The organism is Vibrio sp. UCD-FRSSP16_30 (assembly GCF_001676025.1).
Classification (GTDB): domain Bacteria; phylum Pseudomonadota; class Gammaproteobacteria; order Enterobacterales; family Vibrionaceae; genus Vibrio.
Window position 1 is genome coordinate 27567 of sequence record NZ_LZFW01000015.1, and the last position, 22743, is coordinate 50309.

A 22743-nucleotide genomic window follows, 5' to 3' on the forward strand; every position below is an offset into this window, starting at 1 on the left:
AGTTCGAGGAACATCTTGACAAGCACGTTAACTGAATTTTGGTCTGAATTAGCACATGTCAGTAATAACAATATTCATTGAACTGTTGAACTTACCCTTTAAGTATAGAACTTCAGTATCTTCATCTGAATCTTTAGATACAAACTTTAGGTTTAACTCTACTGTATCTAATAGAAGCAATAGTTTGCGGACTATTTGTTTATCCGTAAGTTCATCAAAAATCAATGTCGCCATCATTTGCTTATTACCTGTTTTAAGATCCGCTACAGCTTTAAATTTCCTGCCAATTACCTCTGTTTTAATGCTCGTATTACCTGACCATAAATGTGAGTTTGGATCTTCAAAATTACTGGTTTTATCCTCTATCACTCCTAGATATAATTGAAGTGTATTATATAGTTGCAAAGCCCCTACTCCTCCTAGATGGTAAAAGTCTTCAAAAAAGAGGTCTTCGAGTTCACTTAGTTTATCAAAACTATCAACGCTATTAATAAACAACCAATGTATATCATCAGGTTTAAGAGTGCTGCTATTAATTAATACTGGCGAAATTTCTCCAACATCAATATCAACAGACTCAATATTGAAATGTGAGTTTCTTTTCTCTACTTTCCTGCTATCACTCTCTTGCTTCTCCACTTCATTTAAAATTTGTTGCCGCTCTTTTCGAGTCAAGTTTGTATTAACTCTTGCTATTAGAAGTGTATCTTTAAAGCGCGTTTCCCCAAGTAGGTCAGAGAGTAACGAAAGTAATTCCTTGTCTAATCCTTCTGCATCGCAATAGTAGTCAATTGCCGACGAAACATTTAAAAATTTGACACCTTCACTTTCGAAAAAATGAGAATCATCGATCAACTCTAAAGGAATTTCATCGTAGGTCAAAGGCCAACCCTGGAAGGCTATTCTCTGTCTGGCAATCTCATACATACCCCAAGCGCTCTCATTAAAGCCAACAAATGCTGCACCACTTAATTGCTCACTTTCTAACTCTAATTTAGTCCAGTTAATCCCAATGCCGAGCACTCTTGCATACTTTATCAAGTTCTTATGAGTGAGTTTCAATTTCAAATCGTATATTGAATTGGAAGATTCTTTCGTTGCTAATGAATTGCACTCATCACAAATTGGTAGATTAATAGACAAATGACCCTTAGCTTCAAAATCAACCCTTCTTGGGTAGTCCAATGATATTTCACTTGGTTCTCCGCAAAACCAGCATTGATGTCGATTATTGAATGGTATATCTATTTTAAAATAATCCATAGATCATTACTCGCTTAAAATTTAATCTAAGTATTGAGAGAAGTGTGTCGAAGCAACAGCCTCCAGTTGAGACCATTGATGTCTTAGTGCAGCATTAGATTTAGTACTCATTTTTAAATTAAACGGAGCATTTTCAAGCCACTCCAAAAGCCTCAATGCCTCCGATTCAAGACAATTTTGCGAGTAATTGAGAACATTTGATAGTGAACTTTCATCATACTCAAGATTATTAACGTCTAGTTTAACTTCAATGTCCATACTTCTGGAACTAACGCTAGTGTCTTGTGCTAATAATGTGGCAATCCAGGTCGCTTCGATATATTTCGCTGATATCTTGTTCCAATCTTTTATATTAAGAGAATGTGACAACAATGCCCAAAATTTCCAGTCTTGCTCAGAGCTAAAACCTGGAGTTTTTAGTAACAAGGGTAGAAACTCAGTACCAAGATCTGCTATACCCGGCCAATCGAATTCAAAAGTATCAAATGCTTTCATATTCTCGCAGGACTGTAGTATCACAGCTTTCATTACTGCAACAATTACTCCGCTAGATACTACCTGAGCAGATACATTTCTAGCACGGCTTAAATCTATGATTTCATACCATTTTTCTTCTTTTTCCAAAATCATAAACTTTAGCGTATCTTTGTTTCTTCTATCAAGATCTTCGCATTTCTGAATCGATTCAAAATTAATTCTCATTGATTCAAGATCATTCGACTCATATGCTTTTATAAAACTTTTAATTAGCACACCAACAGGTATTGAAGTTTGAAGATCAATATTGGGAGCTATATTGAATCGCGCGATCATTTCATCCAATGCTGCTTGAACCTGATTCACTGCAGTAGGAAGAAATTTGCGGTACTCATCACTACCAAAACCAGTATGAGATTGACTCCAAATAACTACCTTCAGAAAACCATGAGGCCAGTGATCAAGTAACCCACTTTCAAAGTCAAACTCTGCACTCTTATATGGTTTAGCATATTGGCAAAAAATCCTTGGCAGAGAACAGTTCAACCAGTCTTTCGTGTGCTCCGTTAACTCATCAGAATCACACAAGACATAAAATGTAGGCGTAGATCCTTGGGGATAGCCTAAGAAATACTTTATGCGGTTACTTGTCTCTAACTGCCTTGATGCTAGTTCAACCTTCGCATTCCATTTACTCTGCTGAGTTATTCTATTTTTTCCGCTAAAAAACGAAGATAAAAGACTGCTAGAATATCCAGTCATCATCATCCTCCTCAACTGACTCTGGTTTAACTTCAGTGAAATAAAGGTCGTTGTAGGTATTTTTCTTCTCTGCTATCGCCGCTGCATTAGTGGTGTAAGTAATACCTTCATAGTTAATTGAAGCCCCAAAGTAAGTGAAGTTCATCGAACCACGGATCAAAGCACATTCAGTCAATAGTCCTTTTTCATGGAGATCTTTGAGTTCCACAACCATAAACTGAGTCGGGTAGTTTTTTAGTGCTTGCTCCAACTGCAAAATTTTGTCTCGATTTTCCCTGATTGCTAGTTTCAAAGTCGCTCCAGATTCAACACAGTTTTGTAGCAATTCAAAAAAACTCACGCTTCTGTGCCCCCAAGAGGGGTTAACCGTATCAAAATTACCGGTCGTATTATCTAAGACAGGGAAGTCAGAGATCCAAGGGCTCAATATATATATTTCTCCTGGGTTGAGGCTCTCGGCAATTAACAGAGAGCCAAGCAAGTCCTTTACATGAGCTCTTCCTATTGCCTCTTTAGTTTCAATAGAGCGTTCGATTTGGATTCTCATTGAAGAATATCCCTCACTTGGACAGTAACCTCTATCGCAAATAAACGTGCTTTTACTTTGGTTACCCGCGGATAAAACAGCATCTTGTTGTATTCAAGTATACTGAGGTTAAGTTCACTCACTACAGACTTAATGTCAGCTCTATCTGAGCCACTGAAGACCAAAATACACTTGCCAGATAACTTTAACTCTGCAGATAGTTTTTCCCTCCAGTCTCCTTGTACCTCATAATCAACCAAGACTTCTTTTGCCCTAATGACTTTTGCCAACAAGAGTCGCTCTGTCTTATTCTTGTCCGAACTAAACTGGTTATAAAAACCTAGTTCTTGCTCACGGATACTGGCCCCGCGTTGCCATAATTGGGATTGGATTCGATTTTTATCTCGATAGACATCTGTGAAGCTACCACTCTTGTTTCTTGCTGAGAGGTACGACATCATGTGCAAAGGAATTTCAATACCGATACGATCTTCACAAGAATTCCACTCATTGAGAAGATCTGCAAGACGTTGGTCAGTGATAGCACTTGCACCTGTTTTCAGAATTCGAGAATAAAGCACGCTATTCCAAGCATGAGTTGGTAAAATCCCCATCCGAGATATCTGTTGCTTTAATACCTTCGTTGCTTGAGAACGAGATTTCAGACTGCTCGCAGAGCGCACATCTTCTAATCCTGACCTTAACTGTTGGTCTTCACTAACCACGATAAGAAAATGTTGTAGATCGAAGTTTACCTGTTCATATTCGCCAGTCTCGAAAGCATGACTAAGGTAACCTAGGGTGCGCAGAGGATCCTCTTTATACGCATCTCTAAATTTCGTGATGTAACCAATTCCACCAATCTCATTTTCATTTAGCCAGATATTGAGACAGTTTCCGTCCCATCGATGATCTAGGTTGAATGATTGTTCGGAAACATCCGAAATGAGGTTTAGGAACATGGCATTGATGCCACCACACAAAGTCTGACCGAGTAAGTTCTTACTCCATTCAATATATTTTTCTGAAAGATGGTACTCAGGGTCAAGATCAAGCGCATTCTTTACAACTATCAGATTGTCATCATCTTCAAAATAACCGGTAAGGGTACGATGGAGGTCTTGCTCTTCATCGCCAGATTCTGTACTTCTGCGCTGGAACATTCCATTAACCACCTCATTCAACAGTCGCTTGCCTTCAGAAGTAAACAAGTGTTCAAACGATTTATGCAAAGGTCCCCGCTGAGTTTGGGATACAGCGAATAAAGCAGACATTACACATTCAAATATCCATCCTGCGAGAAAATACTCGTGCTCATATTCTTCTGCATTAATGAATGTGTGTTGAAGATACTGATAGTAAAGAGCTTTTCGATTATTTTCATAGTTGAGCAAACTCAAGATATTTTGTTTTGAAAAATCAAAATTGAATTTAATGCTATCCACCCACAACTTTGTACCAATAGTCGCTTGAGCATTGTTTTGCTTCCAAATGAAGTTTACATTTGCCTGATCATTACCAGATGAAAATGGAATGCTCGCTTTTGCTCCAGTACAAAACCTTACTAATTCTATCGGTTTTGAATGTTCATGAGTGAAAAAGTCGATAGATTTAAGTACACCAAACCATTCACTATTTTGCGGAACTTTAGTCACATTTGCTGAGTGCGGTTCTCGAATAGAGAAGTCCCACTGTAAAACACTACCGCTTTTATTCGTCAGTTGCTTGCTAAAGGAACGTTGGGTTTGAATAAATCTTGGTTGGTAGACCGGCACTTGTTCGCCATTGATTTCAACATGGTCTTGCAGTACTAGTTTACTTATATCACCAAAAGCCTTTTCGATATCAAAATCAATATCGCCTCGCATACCTGGTGTTGGCTCAAACCCATAAGGAACCAACCAATCAGGAACGTTTCTGGCTTTTACTGTATATCGCTTTGACATGCGTCCTGGAGCAAACTCTTTTAGAGCTTGAAAAAATGCCATTTCTTCTCGTTCAAACTCTTGTTCTTTCTGCGTAGAGCGGTCCAGCATTATCGTCAACCCCTGGGTGTTTAGTTCAGAGAAAAGTTGTGCTGAAATATACTTTGGCATTGGACCAGAATTTGAGTCTCCTAATCCCAACCAACTATGACCTCGAGAACCCCAACTGTACTTCAGGTTCTGTTCGAGTTCGGGTAAGAAAGACATCATAATTGAACGTGGAGGGGCCCACATCACCGTATTTATCTGGTCGTCATTGAGATCAAGAGTAGATTTAAGGTGACTTGCTAATTGCACCTGGCGAGTCTGACTACGAAGTAAATCTGAAACTGCATGTTGTAACTTTTGGAGTTTAGACGAATGTTTTTGTGGATTTTTAAGTGCTGTCCAGACGTTCAACCACCTTAGTTTATAGGTTTTCACCAACCATTCTAAGGTTGCTAAGGCGGCATGCATTTTGTGTATATGAGAGTTTGCCGTCGGCAGTTTAGTTGTATTAACCTTTGGATCGATCAACTGCTCATACTGCTGGAACGCTATTCGATCTCTTCCAAAATCAGACAAAATCGTATACATCCATGGCCTCATTCCACGACGGCGCCCCGCACGGCCTTTCCTTTGCAAATATGACGCAACATTACGTGGCGCTTTATGCTGAATAACAGCCCCAACTGTCGGGTCATTGTAACCAACTTCTAGGGAAGCAGTCGCTACAACCACATTTGCTGATTGGTTAACACCACTGTCCTGACTGGAGGTACGTTCTACAACGTTGGCTTGCTCTAAGTCGTGACCAATGCTTTCTGCGGATGACCAATCCTGACCTAATTCTCGTTTTAGTGCCAAATCTATATTTAAATTGTTTGGAGAGCGCAGGTAAGCCAGTGGGTGTTCATTTCGCGTACTAGGACGCAATTGTCCAAAGTAGTCTTGCTTTCCTTCCGCATCCAAATAATCGTTATAAAGACGGTTGATTACATCAAGATCATCAGTAAATACAAAGGATTTTTGACCGAATACATTCTGAGATATATTCTTTTTTGGACCCACATGAGTATCCATCATACGACTTCCAAGTATCGTTGCCTGGATAGTTGCCGAAAGTAAACCCGTCTGAGATGCAGGGTCACCACGTAGAGCAAGGAGATATTCAGCCCCCTCCTCTTCTAGTTCTCGTTCGAATGACTCGACCAATTCGGTATATTGAGGCTTAGTTCCGGTCAGGTCTGAAAAGAAATTTTTGGCGTCCGCGAGTGTCGCTGATAAACCAACGAAATGCGGTTTAATGCCACTAAAGGTCATCCATCGCTTCAATAAATATGATGTTTGGGCACCAGTGCTACCCTCATAAGTATGCACCTCATCCAGAAGCACTAGTGGAATAGCAGTATTACCAGTATTTACCCCGAAAAGATGATTAAAACCCTCATCACTGATACGTTGGTTTAACATCTCTGTCGTCGTAAACAAGATGTCAGGGGGGGTGCGCTTTGCGCTCTCTCTAGTGGTCAGGACTTCTTGTGGTGAAAGAGTAGTTTTACAATTCGCACAGACTATTTGTTTCGAAGTAGCATTGAACTTTAGTACACCACCGCAACCATCTTCAGGACACACCATGGGCTCGAAAGTACTTCCATCTTTAGCAAAACCTTCAGAAAAAGTATCGCCGTAGAACGTGCCTATGGTGATCTTTCTTTTGCCTTGCGAACCCAAAAATTTATCAAGTTTGCGAGCTTCTTTGTAGGTTTCAGAAAACTGATCCTTAAGAAGTTCCTTACGCGGGTATATCGCTAAAATTCGTACTCTATTGCTGTCATCGTCAAGAATGTCAGCAGCAAGTTTTGTCATCGCAGGTAAATAGAAAGAAAGAGTTTTACCACTACCCGTGCCGGCACAGACTATCGTAGCACTTGCGTTAAAAGATGCTTTCTTTCTATGCTTCTCATACTGTTTAAGAATGCGCTCCGTAGAGCGCATCTGAAAACCCGATAGTTGGAACCAGTCATCCCCGTTTCTGAGCAAATCGCTCAAAATAGTTTTTTCGCTTGGAGAGCGGAATAGTTTATTTTGTTCCCACTTAGTTACTAATTCTTGGGCAGGGTTGTCTCGCTTGGGGTATTGCCTAGGTCGCTTCAAAAAGCGAAAGTCAGATATTAGCGGCTTGGCGTCTTCTACGCCTTGCTTGGAAAACCATTGACGAGATAGTACTTGCAAACGAACTGTCTCGGCCATTCGAGTACGATAACAATCGTTACCAATAGAAAAGATAAAACACCGCTTTACAAGAGCTTCAAAATAATCGTCTGTGTAATAATTTGAAACTCCTACCTCTGCGAGACTAGATTCTATTTCAGCACGACTTGAAAAAACCTCAACGTCCCCCCAGGCTAACAACTCGGATTCTTTGTTTTCAATTTTATCTAATGCTTCGATGAGCTTATCTTTATCGATAGTTGTCATTATCTTTGTTTTACCATCAATGTATCAAGTTTATTATTCTTGTCTAGCCAATCCATAACTTCAGGTGTCAGCATAGATACGAACGCAACAGCACCAGGGTTTTTTAAAGCATCAAAAAGCTTCCTTACTCCTTCTGGCAATGCTTCTGTATTCATTTGAGATTTGAATTCCACACACTGTTTTGCAAACTGTTGAATTCTAGCTAACTGCCCTTGGTCAAAAGTGAAGCCATCCATTTGGCTATCAAACTCTCTTTTTGCTCGTGTGTATTTATTATAAAGTTCGATATTACGGTGCACGGATTTCTGCTGTTCCAAGATCACATCGTTAACATTGGCTAAGCCTTTTTGCTCTTCGGCCCACTCTTGCCAAACTGTCTCGTGATTATTGGCAAACAAATCAGCAGTTTTTGCAATAGCTTGGGTCATTTCATAAAGAGTGTTTGCTTCATCAGACAAGCTCTGGTCTTCAATCTGTTCCCAAAGAGTCTTGAATGTCGAGTATTTAACGTAAGCAGTTTCAAGAACTTCATTACTACCCTCACAAGTAAGATCGATTCCATCTATTAGCTTTAGACATTGGAACTTCTTAGCTTCTTGTTCTATTCGCGAAGTGGGATTCGCTATACGCGTAGAGATAGTCTTCAGTGCATTCATTTGGTCTTCCAGGTTTGCACTGTTATGGTAATACTCTATTTGCTTGTTCAATTCTGCCACTTGCCTTTCAAGACTCATGTGTTGCCCCCAGTTTCTTTAAAGATTCTTCTACGCTCAAGAGACGGTCTTTTATAACTTTTTTATAGGTCTCTATTTGGTTAACACCATTCTTATCATTAAACTCTCTGATGTTTTTATTTACCTTTGGGGATATTTCTTTCCAGTCATTGAGAACTTTAACCCAAAGGTCTAGTTCGTCTCCGCTAATCTTATTAAGTAACTTGACAGGATCGTCTTGAGTTCGGTTCAGAGCAATTACAGACTTAGGGGTATGCGAAGTGACTATCTCGCTCAATTGTTTAATTCTTGAACGCACTGTATTTTTACTCACGTCATAAGTCGGCATCATCTCTGCTGGAACATTTTTATAACTGATGGTCAATGATTCCAGTAGTTCCTGCAATTCATCTTTTGTTTCTGAACCTTCCAGATACTCTTGCAATGAAGCACTGGTAGTCTTAACTTCTCGAATTACCGGTTCCAGTTCCCTGGTAGATCTAACAACTTTATCTCTTTGTCGGAACGTGTTACTGAAGGTAACTGGGTGCACAGCATTGTTTGTACCGATTAGCATGGTATTCAACCATTTAGTCCGTAACTCATCCCACTCTATAAGCCACTTGTCGAACACTGCTTCATGTTGTGGATTGATCGGGGGAGGCAATTCACTTTTAACCTGGCTGGACGTTTTTACTAGTTGATTTAACGCTTTGTCGATACCTGATACATCGAAACCCATGCTAGTTGCCAATGCGACATGTTCGCTTAAGGGGTTATGGGCCGTTTGCTTCGCCAACTTCACACATCTTGCCATAGCATTTGGTACCCATTTCTGAGCAAATTGCATATATAGCGCGTAGTCTTCTAATCCCTGGGGGTATGACCAACCAACCCTAACGGTATTTTTATCGTTATTATCTAGTTTATTTAAGGTTGCAAACCGCAAGATCGCTGTCATCTGCTTTTTTAAAACCAAAGAATCCGTAGAATTCGATAGTTCCTTGTCACCAAAAGCATTAACTTTCCACTGTTCAGGGTTCGTGCGAGAACCTGGTAGTTTAATTAATGTCAGTTTATTTTGTTTTAGCATTGCTTGAATTAAGCTTTCTTTACCTTTGCCCCATACAGAGTTTGAATTCAACGAATAATCAGTAAAAGCCTTTTGTTGTTCAAGCATCTGATAAAGCGCTAGTCTCAAGAGATTACTTGGTTTTTGCTCCAATGTAGACACTCCAGAGAACCATTGATTTACCCACGTAACAACTTCGTCAGAAGATGAGTTAGGATTAGGCTTACTTTTAGCTTCTGTAGATCGTTGCGCGTTTTGAGATCCTTGACTCTCTGCAGTTTTATTAGTATTTCCGTCTAATGGTTCACGTGAAACAGGGCGTTTCACAACAATCACTCGACCTGTCGCCTCCAAAGAGATCTCTTGAGGTAGCAATGACGAATCTAAACCAAAGGCTAGCGCCTGCCTTTTTGATACTTGCTTGAAACAATCGGCACTAGTTGATGCATCTGTGTATAAAGACATGAAGGCAATTAAGCGCCTTGCCTGCTCTTTATCGTGAGGGAAATTGCGCTCAACGAGCAACGCAGTATCATCGTTACGGAACTCCCTTAGTTGATCTTCAAACCAAGCGCTAGGGTAAGCGTTTTTAGAATAACGTCCTCGGTGATCGCGAAGGATAGCTAAAAGAACTTCCTGAATAACGACACGAGGATTAAATCGAGTATTGTTTCCTCTAAATACATGCTTTTGTGTTAATTTGGCTATCGCCTGCCTGTTATAAGGAAATAGAGGGATTCCAATTTTGCCAGTACTGCCTTGAGATACTGATACTTTTGAATAACCAAAATCGTCTAAAACCTTCAAATCCGACTCTTCAAGGTCTATATTCCATGCCATCAATCCAGTCTCAGCATCCTCAACATCGATCAACGTCTCAATACCTTGGATACCGTGACGAGCAGCATTGACGTAACGCGCGCAAAAATCAACTACGTCCTCTGTTGAAAACTTGAGTTCAGGGAATTTATCAACATATTGATCAGTTGGAAGATGCCACTCGAGACTAGTTCGTGTCCAGATTGTGTTTCGGTGGGATTCATAACTAGCAAGGTCATCTGTAGTTGCGATTACAGATTTCATGGGGCAAAGCACCTGCACCCCATCGTCTTTATCCTGCTCTAGGAGACTTTCTATCAATACATCATCAATAGATGAAATTGCTGCTAAATCTTCCACTAGAACGACTAAAGTCCTATTTTGTTTTAGCAAATACCTTCGAATCTCTTTAAACAAATCTTGGAAGTTACCAGTACTAAACTGAAAAAGACGATTGAACATTAACTTACAAGCGCGCTCAATGGCTTTGTTAGTCATCTCTGCAGCCATTTGACGTTTTGCTGCATCAGATTCTAATTGGAGATTGGCGTAAGCTCTTCGCGCCCTTGCCCCCAACTGAGTAGAGATTTCGTCTCCACTGGAAAATTTAAAGTCTTCGTCAACAACTTGAAAATTATCATCTAAAAGCTCTGCATAAGATCTGATTTCAATCAATCGAGCAACACGACTTCTCACAGCAGTATTTTTTCCAGAAAAAATTGCCTTTATATGGGGGTCATCAAAAAAATGCTGAAGTTCACCAGCAAATGACATTTCAGCCATAAACTGTTCCCCTTTTTCTTTCGTCATCTTCCCTTCAGACTGAAGCGCTTGATGCTGTTTTTCCAACCTACCAGGTATTTCACGAAAAGCCTCTACAATGTGTGCGAACATTAGGCTTGTAGTGGTTTCATGGTCCATTGAATTAGCGACTTTCCCAATTTGATCACGCGCATTGTCAAAGATGTCACCCTCTAAATCGCGAAGTATTATCTCTAGAACTTGGGACAAACTTGCGTTCTTTGGTATTCGAATGATATGCCATTGCTCTTGCTTAGCTTTTGGGTGATTGTTAGCCACAGCATGTAACCAACGAATCAAGTGTGACTTACCGCTACCTGACTCCCCAACGAGAGGGATTATATTGTGGTTAGCCAACAAATGACCTAACAAATCCTGCTGACTTTTTACCACTGGGTCCTTTGTACTGTAACGAATCGCAACTAAGTTCATTGGATGGTGGACTGAAAGGAGCAATTTGTCACTCAATCGCTCTGCCTCACTCAGGATGCAATTTTCGATATTCTCGAGACTTGGCCAGTATGCTTGTATGCTCATTTGTGCTGCACCTTGTTGTATCTAATGTGAGTCACTTCTGTGATGGTTGTCATAGGTAATGTAAGCTCAAAACGCCGGTTACTATCCGAACGTGCTTCTAAACGAAGAACATTCGAAGACTCCAAACGGAAAAGAGCATGGCTCATTGACGAAGATAGGCGAACGTTACCACCACTTGACACAAGTTCTGGTCTCTTGGTATTGAGGTACTGTGGTAATTCATTTTGATATGCTCCGGTATCAAAGATGGGCAAAATACTGTTTAGGTCATCAAGAAATTCTTGTAGTGACAACTCAGTTGAGGATTCAAAAATACTATCTAAGTGCCACTGTATAAACCTTGTAGGATCAGGTATAAAAGTTTCATTACCTATCGACTCTAGCAAACCTAGCATGTGCCCGAAGTTAATAACACCTACGCCTTCGTTACTTCTGTTGTAGGTAATTTTTGCTGCATCCGGAATGACACTACTAACCATCAATTCATACGCATCATTAACTGTAAATGGCGTATGCTTTGCAAACGTTAAATCTTCTTGATACAAGAAAAAACACATAGATAACACAAATAGAGAAAAATCTTTAGATAACTCATCGTCTTTGAAATAATCGTTCAATGGAACAATCAACTCGCCATCTTTAACATATTGACTTGAGATAATATCTATAATTCTTTTGGGTAAATTTGAAGAGTTGCATAGAGGACTAACTGCGGAGTATGCTCTTTCCTCCTCAGAAACAAACACTCCCCACAAACCGTACTTCCCCCAAAAAGATAGAGATTCCCGCATTTTTTTCTGAGCATTCTGATTTACTTTAAACTCACCTTCTGAATCCTCTTTCAAATAAAGTGCGTCCGGCATTGCAGAGCCTAACAATTTTGATTCAGGTATTTTTGTTTCACTATTTTTTATTTTTTTTCTGTTCAGCAGTTCATCGATGAGTTGTAATGTCGATATATGACTGCCTGGGTGTGCGTTGTTTATAATTGCCATAATTATTAATTAACCAAAGTAGTTATATTCTTAATATTATTGCTGGACTCCCACCATTTTCTGTGAGTGTTTAGCGGATCTTTTAATTCTGAGTTCCCAAAATAATAATTAGGAAATTTTTCCATAAACGTAAGGGGGATATTTAAAGTTGAGTGTATGGTCAATTCATCCTGTACGATGAATTTTCGGTACTCATAGACCAACTGTTCGCTTTCATCGTAAGTACTAAATGTCATATGAAACCATATCTTATTTGTGAAATTATCTAGATAAGGTTTTGACTGTTGTAAAAACTTCTCACTACAGACAAGGGTTGTAACTTCACCTTCATTCACTTTTTGTTTGAATATGTTTATTAGAAGTTCGACAGAGTTTTGTGTTGGCTCAAAATAAAACTGATGAAGGTTGTTCAAATTATCAGTAGGTTGAGAAACTGAATAAACATCACCAACCAACGTCTTACTATTAACTCTATCGTTTTCAACATCGCTTCTACCACATACTTTCAAAGGCATGAAGTTGTCCAGTCTAAAACTTTCCTGCAAGATTTCTCCTAAAGGTCTCTTGTCAGTGGCCCACTCGAGCAATAATTCACCACGTTTATTGAGCACTCTGCTTTCTTGAACTCGATGAGCATTGACCTGCTCTTCCCATGTAGACTTGATTACATGTCTATCTTGGAGCACTTCTACAAACACTTTGTTTGTAAAGTTAGACCAGAAGTTAGCCCAACACTCTTCACTATCAGGCACTAGAGAAGCATCTGGGTATGATAAACGAACCAAACCTGCTCTTTGCATCAATAGTAGTGTTTTCCAGTTCCATGTTGCGTTAGCATCTGAATTCCTCTCTATATGATTTGCTTGAGTGTTTACCTTTATCTCGAATAGGTTATCAGTTACCTCAGAACGCTGCTTCCACATTGAGTTCCAACGTTCAAACCCAAGTTCGATGCCTATTGTATTGCTACGACTTCGATTGATAAGTTGGCCACGGTGGTAAATCAGTTCACAGTAAGAAGCCTTGCCGTCACGGCCACTTCGGCCGATTTCTTGATAGTACCCATCGATATTCTGACTAAGCCCGGCATGCAGTACCGTTCTTACATCTCCTTTATCCATACCAACGCCAAAAGCTGTTGTAGCAACTATGATATCTAGAGCATTAGCATCCCATTTTTCGATAATATCCGATCGTTGGGTGTCTCCTGTATCACCAGTGAACAATCGAACTCTACTCACGCCTTGTGACGCCAGTTGATGGTAGATATCAGAGCATTCTTGCTTGGTGGACGCGTACACAATTAAAGGTTTTGGCGAACTAAGTGCCTTATTTACTACCGTTGGAATATAGTCTTCAAATGAAACCATTTGCTTTAGGCAAATCGGTTCCGGGCGCAAGAATGCACCATTAATCAGAGTAGGTTTAGTTTGAGCATCGCCAAATAATGAGCGTATGGTGATTAATGACTGATCTGTGAATGTAGCTGAAAGAAAAACTTTCCGAAAACAACCGCCTTTGTTTTTCAGAGACTCGAGCAGTGCACCAAGTTTCTGGAATTCAGGCCTAAAGTCATCGCCCCAAGTGTCAATAAGGTGCGCTTCATCAAACACAACGTTCTTTAATATTTTTGATTCAGCTGCTTTGAATAAAGTAGGAAGTATCCCACTCACCATAGATTCCGGTGAAACAAACAACACACGTTGCTTTCCAGACAATATATCCGACTTGATCTGTGCTTTCACGTCTTGACTCAGTTCACCTCGCCAAGCATATTCCGCACAAGGTTGATAACCCATTCTAGAAATAGACGCTTTCATACGTTTAGCCTGATCAAGAGCCAACGCAGTGGTAGGAATGACCACTACCGTTAGATCATCCGCGCGACTAAAACCGGTGAGTGTTTCCGTGACTAGCGTTTTTCCGCAACCCGTAGGTAGATTGACTATTACCGTAGCATCTGGCTTTGATACTAGAGTCAAACGGACAGCCTCTCGCTGCGCTACAGTTGTGTAAGTATTAAACGGCAAGTTAAGTTTGGCCAATATAGGGTCATGTAACGGTTGCTCTGAATAACGCTTAACCACCTGTTTGTAAACGGGACAGATGTATTTGCTGACGGTATCAGTCTGCAAACCTACTGAATCAGAAATTGAATCAAACTTTAAGCCCACGCCAATTCCAGTTGTAAACTCTTCTTGAGTCGGTCTTTTGCCCAATCTCAATCGAGCGTTATCTAAATCTTTTTCTGTAGACAACAAGTCCTTGGTCAAATACCAGAACTCCGTAAGCGTTAACTCCGGAGAATCGAGTGCCTGCAGAAAACGACTTTTAAATTGAGAGTCAAAGAAAAACTCAGCTTCTGATTTGAGTTGCTTTATCATATTGTTTGGATAGAATTCACAAAATTTCATATCTAGGCACCAATTAACAATACATACTTCACTGTAAGCAAATTAGCTTTAGGTATTACGTGCGTGAGTTCATTTTGTTGCATGAATTGCTCAACAGCAAGCTCACGACTTTTCGCAAGTGCAAGTTCTAATGCACTGTTAAATCGGTTTTTACTAACTAGAGGTTCAACCAACTGCCATACATCCGTATTACTGTCATCGGCTTGTATCGTAATATTGGTATCTTGATATGGAACCTTGTTTCCACTGATATCCACTTGCGCACTGTTGGAACTATAAGTTGCATTTATTAGTGTCGCCATATTAGTTGGAGTAGGCTCACCGTTTTCTCCAAATACGTTTTGGAAAACGACTGGTGGATGCACTGCATCTACGTTGATTTGCTTAGATGCAGAATCAGCCTCTCCTTCCACCAACCACTGGGGTATAAAAAACAGTGTAGGTTCTTGCTTAATCGGGACTTTGCGAATGATTGCGCTACAGTTTCCTAACGTAGACTGACGCGAAACATCTGCGATAGCGTCAACAAACGGTTGCCCATATCGAAGTGGATAGCTACCATTCCTCACACTATTTATCCTAGATACCGACAGTTCTTGAGTTACCGGAGATATATAATCCGATGCCTCGATATCTAACCCTACAATACATTTATCGATCAAGGTCGAAGAGCGCATTTTTGTTGAGCCTGATGAATACTTAAAACGGTATAGGTCGTTGCTTTCGCCATGTTGACGTCTGAATAACATCCCCTCTTTGATCCAATTAATGAGCGCAGATGACTCTTCAAATGCTTCGTCATCCTCACGCATTTGCGTGAGTAACTTTTCTGCCTCTTCTGCATCAATATCGACCGTTGCGAGTTTCGCAATGATATCTAAGTGGTTGTAGGTACTTTCGGTTTTATCTCTAAGCTTTTCTTCTGCTTCTTTTAGTGCCAAATAGCCTTCTTGCAAGACAGCAGGCCAGATTTCTTTCTCTAGCAACTTATCAATCTCGTCTTGAATATTTGCTCTGTAATGAGAGAAGCAACCAACTCCTCCCATCAAAGATTGGATCCACTTGCTGTAGAAAGAACTTCTCGCTGTAACGAGAATTATAGTGTCGATAGGGTTTACACCTGTCGACAAAGCACTATATCGGTTTAAGCGACCGTTGCGCTGCTCAATTCGACTGATTGACATTGGCATGCTGTAGTGTATTGCCAGTCGGTTTTGTCCTTGGAGGTTAAGTCCATCTTCTCCTCGTTCGTCACATATCAACACTCTAGTAAGTTCATCAGAATTAAACTCCGGAGTTACGCCCTGCTGATGACGTTCAACAACAACGTCTACCTTCTCAGATAAATACTGATATGCATTGTCTGCAGTTAGACGGTCGCCACAAAAAACAACTGCTTTGCCTTCAGGCTTTGAAACTAGCCATGTTGACAAAGCATCACTCAACGCACGGTTTTTGGTCAATTGTTCGCTTTCAACTTGCTCCAACATGTGTTGCCAATGAGAGGTCTCAGCACTATCGATTGAAATTTCTTTTAGATAGTTCTCGATACTTGATGCAAAACTAATGGGACTAGTTAACAGTGCTTCAACCATTCGCTTAAACTGATTTAAATTCATTTGATTGAAATCGTCACTAGCCATCATTTCTGAACGATACTGCTCAAAATGTTCATCGAGATAAGCTTCATCTTTTGGAGCATCCCAAGTTACAATTTGAACCGGGTTTAGGCCTGGGAATAGGTTTTCGATTTCACAAACCTCATTTGGAACCAACCCTGTAGCCCTAGAAGTACGAATCATTCTGTAATCAAAAAGGTACTTGTTGTTTAAGTATTCCGATAGTTGCTTAATCAACGACTCACGAGCATCTGGATCTTTGTCCATGGCAAACATATTGACCTGGGGCATAAGTGCTTGAACTAATTCCTCCAGAGTAGGATCTTCGATATCCAAATTCAGCAAATCATTTAATGAAGTGTAAAGAAGGTAATCTTCATTTTCTGGCACGAAAATACGGCTTAACTCTCGGATTCTGCCCTGAAGTGGAAGCAATTTGTTAAACAGATCTATAGTCCTATCCGTCAGTGGAAAGTTCTCAGCGTTGAGTAAGTGAAGCAACGCAAGATACGCAGAACGGTGCCCCGCCATTGGAGTACCTGTCAATAACAGGGTTATTTCCGACTGATTTGTAAGTGCTGAGATAGCACTAAATAGTTCGCTTTCCATCCAATTTTCATTGAATGGATAACTTGAGATCTGATGTACTTCATCGATTACTACCATGGTAGGTGAATGCTCATATGTCAGAGCTTGGCTAAACGAGAGAATATCGATATTTGGTTCATCGTTATCTTCGTCTGTGTTTAATAGTGCACCTAGATGGAAACGATCGGAAAGTTCTTGTTCCCATTGCTTAGTAAGAGAGTCAGGCACCAATACCAATACTTTTGAATCTCGACCCTTTTCAAGTACATGCTGGCGAATGATAAACCCAGCTTCAATAGTCTTCCCAAGGCCAACTTCATCACAAAGTAAGTATTTTTTTTCAGTATCTTTAAGTACTTCGTAAACCGCTGCTAACTGATGCTTTTCCAACTCTACGGAGCTTGACAGCAATGCCGATATTGAACGACAAGAACGACGTTGAGCGTAATATTCTGAGTAAAAATCAGACAGTAAGTTACATAGAAACGGTGACGAGGTTCCCTGACCTTTCAAAAACTCTTCTGCATCAAATTGTTCTTTGGGATAAGCATTGGGTACATATAATTCGGAAAAATTATAGGCATCTTTCATTTTTCTTGAAAAAACAACCAGTGCCTGATCTCCCGGTCTTTCTCCTTGATAATAACCCATTTTCCAGGAGTGTGTGCCCGGAAACTGAACATACACTTCCGTATTTAAACCTAGAGAGGTAACAGATTGCAGTTCTGTAGCAGGGACATTAACACTGTTCGCCAAAGGTTTAATAGGAGAAGCAAAAAAACCTACTTCTGCAGATAATGTTTCCTTATTTATCGAAATTATCTTACCAATCCCGGTAAAAGCACTATTACTTTTAACTAGTGAACCCACTCGAACAGATGACATAAGTTACTCAACCATATAAAAACAAACAGAACCGCATTCTCAAAACTAAAATACGACATTTACTCACTTAAAAATTTGAACAATATCCGATATTTAATATTGCTCCACATTTAATATTGCTTCACATTGATACTAAGATTACATTCAACAGTCTAATCTGCATCACTATTTTACGCTTACCACTTCCCGCCAAACCATAAAATACAAATACGCAAAGAATGGTAAAAGGAAATAGAGTGCAAAAAAGGTTTTAACATGCAGAGCAGCAAAAGTTCAACCTACTCACACATTCAAAACAAGAAGAGATACTAAGCATTATAAAGACAAAAACTGTCTCCAATTATACATTGATCACATCCTATACACGTGGAATAAGCCTAACTCCCAAAAATAGCGAAAGAAAGGTCTACATAATGCGGGTAGATGAGTTGTTGGTTGGTTATTTTGAAGACTAGATATTAATACGGGTTAACTGTGACGTTAACCCTAGGATTCTTATTCTGCTTAGAACTGAGACTTCTTGAATTGACCACCAGTTTTAACGGTAGTAGTACTGCTCGATGAATCTTTTACGCCTCTGCTTTTCACGCAATAATGCGTAGCCTCTAATTTCACGTAAACATCGTCAACCCCTAGCAGTGTTTTCATAGCTAAGAATATCTGTGCTGTGAGCCTTTCTTGGACCTGCGGTCGTTGAGCAAAAAAACCAACCAAACGATTTATCTTCGATAACCCAATCACTTTGTCGTTTGGTATATATCCAACAGTGGCCATCCCATCAAATACAACTAAATGATGTTCACAGGTACTAGTGAAGGCGATGTCTTTAACAATGATTTCCTCATCAACATACATTTTGTTTTCAATAGTCGTAATCTTTGGAAAGTTCGCGTAGTCCAAGCCCGAAAATATCTCTTCAACAAACATTTTCGCAATCCGATTAGGGGTCTCTCGCAAACTATCATCGGTTAAATCTAGCGATAGTGCTTTAAGGATAGTCGTTGTGGCATTTTGAATAATACGGTGCTTTTCTTCTTGAAGAATGACGTCGTCAGACATCGGAGTTTCAAGTCCGTGCTCAAGCAAAGCGTGCTTTACTAAGTATGCCTCATGGCTAATTTCGCTCATTTCTATATTACACCTTTCTGCTTAATTTGAGACTGATACGCTGACTGACTACCTATATAGTCACTTAACCCTGCACTTCTCAACGAGCATGATGGGCAGTCACCGCACCCTTCCCCAATAACTCCGTTATAACAAGTCAGTGTTTTTTCAAAGATAAATTGAAGTGAATCATAAGAATCGGCTAGAGCCCATGTTTCAGCCTTATTCAACCACATCAAGGGAGTTTGTATCTCCAACTCATAGTCCATTCCTTTACATAATGAGTCATTCATGGCTTTTATAAAATCATTTCGACAATCGGGATACCCTGAAAAGTCGGTTTCACAAACACCTGTAATCAGAGTCTTTGCGCCAACTTGATATGCATAAATTCCAGCTAAAGTTAAGAACAGGATATTCCTTCCTGGTACAAATGAATTGGGAAGGCCATTCTCTTGGAGTTCATGTGAGACCTGAATGTCTTCGCGGGTCAGTGAACTTATTGCAAGTTCATTTAATAATCCTACATCTAACACTTTATGACTAACGACATTTAATTCTTTAGCTATAGACTTTGCAACTTCAATCTCAGCTCTATGGCGTTGACCGTAATCAAAAGTGATCGCGTGAACTTCATCGAAGTGGTCTAGAGCTTGTATCAGACATGTAGTTGAATCCTGGCCACCACTAAAAACTACAACTGCTTTTGTTTTCATAATCATCCCTATGCAATATTCAAATACTTATGTGTTTGTATCGACAATCTCCAGTTGTTATCAATACAGGTCTGAATACATAATTCTGTTGCTCTTTTTTTTTGGCTGATCGGTTGCAAGGAAACAATAACATTTTCTCTAACGTCAAAACTGTTAAGTAAAGCTTTTAAATTATCGATATCCTTGTCTGTACCTACTGGATGTTTAAGTTCATTCGCTCTAGCCATGGCTTGTGAGGAGATCTTCAGTCCACCACGCATATCAACCTTTGGAGAAACAGTTACCCATGTATCATCAGTTGCTAAGATCTCGAAAGTACCGCTCGTCTCTATCTGGCAACTATAACCTTCTTTTTGCAATCTTTCTGTCAGATCTGTTAGATCATAAATACAGGGCTCCCCACCAGTGATGACCACATGCTTTGCAGAATAGTTATCCAACAGATAATTAACCAACTCTTGTTCAGAGTATTCGACCCAGAGATCATTTTCTTCTTTTTTATTCACTACAGAACTAAAGTCAATACTCTTGCTTGGATCTACTTCCCACGTATGCTTTGTATCACACCAAGCACAACCAACCGGGCAACCTTGCAGGCGTAAAAATACTGAGGGTAATCCTGTGTAGAAACCTTCACCTTGTATCGTCTCAAAAAACTCATTAATTTTTAACAATTTCTACTCCTCTTTCTTGGCTATCATATATTCTCAAAAGATATTTGGTAACCATTGATATATCCTGTGATAGATTTTGAAGTTGGTTCCATTTCCTAGTTATAGGCTCCCCATCGATATCATTGCCAAAAAACCAACTACCACTACTCCAATGGCAATAAGGTTTAATCATAAATAACTTTGACACGGAATAATCAAGAAAACTTTCATTAATATTATTTACTTTATATGAATAATATATTTCATCAAACAATTGACCTAATGATATTATTCCTACGCCATGAAACAACCTAGAGTACTTCGGTTTTTTACCCCAATCATCAAAAAACACTTCTTTCACTGCGCTAAAATATGAATAAAGTAAGACAACAGCATCAACTCTATCTACATCTTCAATAAAACCATTTTCTTTATTTCTATATTCATATAATGCACCTTCTCTTAAACTATTGTCTATTAACTTCATCAAGGAGTTGTCTGCAATAATACCTGAAGGGTTAGTTGTTAACTTGATTAATCCAAACAATGGAGATTGCTTATCAAAGTTCAAAATTTGCGTGATCATTGATGGTTGCTTTTTCTTCATGAGTTCTTCACTAAAGTTACCGCTCGCATGAGGAAGCAATTCATAGATCAAACTTCTAGACAATGGTTTAGCTGAGTTTATCAGCAAGAACTGCTGTCTTTCAAAGTTGGTACAATCGTTTATAAATACGGTCACTGAAAAATGGTAGTCTTCTTTTCCTGATAACTTTAACGCAGCTACCCTTTGCTGACCATCAACAAGAACACCAACATTCTTATCATTAGGAAATCTCAACTCAAACAAGTTACCTTCTTTCTCTTTTACTTGAACAGATGACTTAAGTCCGATGATAATCGAGTTTGGAACAATCGAATCATCACTGCATATGTAATTAGCTATATTATCCACATGATTTTTTATTTCTGAACGCTGATAACCATTAAGCATATTGTTATCATCTCTAAATATTCTAGAAATAGTACATATACTCTCTATTTCTAGAATATTCATACTCAACACAAATACTCTAACATTATTATTTTGATTTACCTCTAAGGCTAACTTATTCATTGGTTTTCTATCCTTTGCATCTCAGAGTAAAAATCAAGCAGATTATGGAACCCTCTTCTTTTATTCCTTTCAGAACCCCTATATATAATAACTTCCACTCCTATATCCTTGCATATTTCACAATTACAATTTTCCCAAGGTTTATCTAATAACGTTTTCTTATATTTATCATAAAGAACGTCCCTTTTATTCGATATTAGACTTTCATAATTAAATATATGTTCTAACGTATCTTCTATATTAGTAATACCTTTTGCATACTTTCTAATTGCGAGCAAGGCTAAGTTTTCTTTTAGCTTTAGTTCTCTTTGAGGAATTTTCCCACTCGATACTCCTTGCCTCAACTTCAAGTTCCCATATGATTGAGGAATACGTATTGCACAATAATTTAAACCATTTATCTGATAGTTTTTACTACTATTCATAAACGACTTTTTAAGAGGAGTAGTACTATCCATACTAATCAGGCGACTACCTACAAATCTTTGTGCTATATCTATTCGTCCAACTCCCAGTATATGAAACTGAACATTCGAGTTCGACACTCTAAGGGCATCTTCTAATAAGTCACATATCTGATCTGTTTTTAAACTAATCACTCCACCAATCGTTATATATTGATACCCCATTTTTTGAAGGGCGAGAATCGAAGACAAATAAGATTTTTTATCCCATCCATGAGCAACGCCATATGGCATAAAACTATATTCACCCTTATGCTTAATTAGGTATTCAGCGTTATCTAGAGTTACCTCCATCCGATAGTGTCTATCAGTTTGTAAATGTGTACGGTTTTTATTCTTTTTATCTTGGTAACCAAAAATAATGTGATCCAACGATACACCAATATTAACCCCCGCTTTTTCATAGAACTCAATAAGTTCACTGTTACTATAAGGTGGCCTTTCTTCATTTACATAAGTAAAAGCCCCACTATCTCCCATAACAGTAAAGCTCTTATCTAGTCTAAAAAAGCGATGAGCACCCTCTCTAAAGAACCGATATCTTTGCCCTTCAGAATATCTAGTCTTGCTTGAATGACCTGGTACACCGTCAACGACCGCCTTTGAGATTAATATTCCATCATATGGCTTCTTTGCAAACAACTGATGAGCATAGACGTCATCTCTTTGACGAACTCTCAAAGAAGATTTTTTCTCTGTTATAAAATCAAAGTAAGGGTCTACGAAATCCTGGCTATCTGGGAAAAAAAATTTCATTACCACCTCCATGT

Annotated in this window: 14 protein-coding genes; all 14 read right to left on the bottom strand. The window is 39.2% G+C overall.

Annotated elements, in window-relative coordinates; translation table 11 throughout:
- Nucleotides 1–48: 48 nt before the first annotated feature.
- Nucleotides 49–1263, bottom strand: a complete 1215-nt coding sequence (locus A9260_RS08780) for a hypothetical protein (RefSeq protein WP_068698147.1) — start codon at nt 1261–1263, stop codon at nt 49–51.
- A gap of 21 nt (nt 1264–1284) precedes the next feature.
- The gene (locus A9260_RS08785; protein WP_068698148.1) at nt 1285–2502 is read right to left on the bottom strand and encodes a hypothetical protein; all 1218 of its coding nucleotides are present in this window, start codon (nt 2500–2502) and stop codon (nt 1285–1287) included.
- A complete protein-coding gene (gene dpdK, locus A9260_RS08790; RefSeq protein WP_068698150.1) occupies nt 2486–3049 on the bottom strand; it encodes a phospholipase D-like domain-containing protein DpdK in 564 nt (187 codons plus the stop codon). The genes A9260_RS08785 and dpdK overlap by 17 nt, the downstream gene beginning before the upstream one ends.
- A complete protein-coding gene (gene dpdJ / locus A9260_RS08795) occupies nt 3046–7473 on the bottom strand; it encodes a protein DpdJ (protein ID WP_068698152.1) in 4428 nt (1475 codons plus the stop codon). The genes dpdK and dpdJ overlap by 4 nt, the downstream gene beginning before the upstream one ends.
- A complete protein-coding gene (dpdI, locus tag A9260_RS08800; RefSeq protein ID WP_068698154.1) occupies nt 7473–8207 on the bottom strand; it encodes a protein DpdI in 735 nt (244 codons plus the stop codon). Before dpdI ends, dpdJ begins: the two co-directional genes overlap by 1 nt.
- Entirely contained in the window at nt 8197–11415 is a 3219-nt protein-coding gene (gene dpdH, locus A9260_RS08805; RefSeq protein WP_068698156.1) for a protein DpdH, read from the bottom strand. Before dpdH ends, dpdI begins: the two co-directional genes overlap by 11 nt.
- On the bottom strand, nt 11412–12410 hold the full coding sequence (gene dpdG, locus A9260_RS08810; protein WP_068698158.1) for a protein DpdG: 999 nt from the start codon (nt 12408–12410) through the stop codon (nt 11412–11414). Before dpdG ends, dpdH begins: the two co-directional genes overlap by 4 nt.
- A gap of 5 nt (nt 12411–12415) precedes the next feature.
- Entirely contained in the window at nt 12416–14824 is a 2409-nt protein-coding gene (gene dpdF, locus A9260_RS08815) for a protein DpdF (RefSeq protein WP_068698161.1), read from the bottom strand.
- Between the two features lie 2 nt (nt 14825–14826).
- Nucleotides 14827–17916: a protein DpdE gene (gene dpdE / locus A9260_RS08820; protein ID WP_068698163.1), complete on the bottom strand. Its 3090-nt coding sequence runs from the start codon at nt 17914–17916 to the stop codon at nt 14827–14829.
- Between the two features lie 504 nt (nt 17917–18420).
- On the bottom strand, nt 18421–19044 hold the full coding sequence (folE, locus tag A9260_RS08825; protein WP_068698165.1) for a GTP cyclohydrolase I FolE: 624 nt from the start codon (nt 19042–19044) through the stop codon (nt 18421–18423).
- A 2-nt stretch (nt 19045–19046) separates the two neighbouring features.
- The gene (queC, locus tag A9260_RS08830) at nt 19047–19739 is read right to left on the bottom strand and encodes a 7-cyano-7-deazaguanine synthase QueC (RefSeq protein ID WP_068698168.1); all 693 of its coding nucleotides are present in this window, start codon (nt 19737–19739) and stop codon (nt 19047–19049) included.
- Nucleotides 19740–19747: 8 nt separating this feature from the next.
- Nucleotides 19748–20413 (bottom strand): 7-carboxy-7-deazaguanine synthase QueE, encoded by a 666-nt coding sequence (queE, locus tag A9260_RS08835; protein ID WP_068698170.1) that lies wholly within the window; start codon nt 20411–20413, stop codon nt 19748–19750.
- Entirely contained in the window at nt 20400–21509 is a 1110-nt protein-coding gene (dbpB, locus tag A9260_RS08840) for a DGQHR domain-containing protein DpdB (RefSeq protein ID WP_068698172.1), read from the bottom strand. The genes queE and dbpB overlap by 14 nt, the downstream gene beginning before the upstream one ends.
- Nucleotides 21506–22729 carry a tRNA-guanine transglycosylase DpdA gene (dpdA, locus tag A9260_RS08845; RefSeq protein ID WP_068698174.1) on the bottom strand — a complete coding sequence of 408 codons (1224 nt, stop codon included), beginning with the start codon at nt 22727–22729 and terminating at the stop codon, nt 21506–21508. Before dpdA ends, dbpB begins: the two co-directional genes overlap by 4 nt.
- Between the last annotated feature and the right edge of the window lie 14 nt (nt 22730–22743).

What these genes read in the sequence shown, in the direction of transcription:
- dpdE (WP_068698163.1), bottom strand. Translation starts at nt 17,916, where the DNA reads ATGTCATCTGTTCGAGTGGGTTCACTAGTTAAAAGTAATAGTGCTTTT.
- dpdI (WP_068698154.1), bottom strand. Translation starts at nt 8,207, where the DNA reads ATGAGTCTTGAAAGGCAAGTGGCAGAATTGAACAAGCAAATAGAGTAT.
- folE (WP_068698165.1), bottom strand. Translation starts at nt 19,044, where the DNA reads ATGAGCGAAATTAGCCATGAGGCATACTTAGTAAAGCACGCTTTGCTT.
- dpdK (WP_068698150.1), bottom strand. Translation starts at nt 3,049, where the DNA reads ATGAGAATCCAAATCGAACGCTCTATTGAAACTAAAGAGGCAATAGGA.
- dpdF (WP_068698161.1), bottom strand. Translation starts at nt 14,824, where the DNA reads ATGAAATTTTGTGAATTCTATCCAAACAATATGATAAAGCAACTCAAA.
- dpdJ (WP_068698152.1), bottom strand. Translation starts at nt 7,473, where the DNA reads ATGACAACTATCGATAAAGATAAGCTCATCGAAGCATTAGATAAAATT.
- queC (WP_068698168.1), bottom strand. Translation starts at nt 19,739, where the DNA reads ATGAAAACAAAAGCAGTTGTAGTTTTTAGTGGTGGCCAGGATTCAACT.
- dpdG (WP_068698158.1), bottom strand. Translation starts at nt 12,410, where the DNA reads ATGGCAATTATAAACAACGCACACCCAGGCAGTCATATATCGACATTA.
- A9260_RS08785 (WP_068698148.1), bottom strand. Translation starts at nt 2,502, where the DNA reads ATGACTGGATATTCTAGCAGTCTTTTATCTTCGTTTTTTAGCGGAAAA.
- A9260_RS08780 (WP_068698147.1), bottom strand. Translation starts at nt 1,263, where the DNA reads ATGGATTATTTTAAAATAGATATACCATTCAATAATCGACATCAATGC.
- dbpB (WP_068698172.1), bottom strand. Translation starts at nt 21,509, where the DNA reads ATGAATAAGTTAGCCTTAGAGGTAAATCAAAATAATAATGTTAGAGTA.
- dpdA (WP_068698174.1), bottom strand. Translation starts at nt 22,729, where the DNA reads ATGAAATTTTTTTTCCCAGATAGCCAGGATTTCGTAGACCCTTACTTT.
- dpdH (WP_068698156.1), bottom strand. Translation starts at nt 11,415, where the DNA reads ATGAGCATACAAGCATACTGGCCAAGTCTCGAGAATATCGAAAATTGC.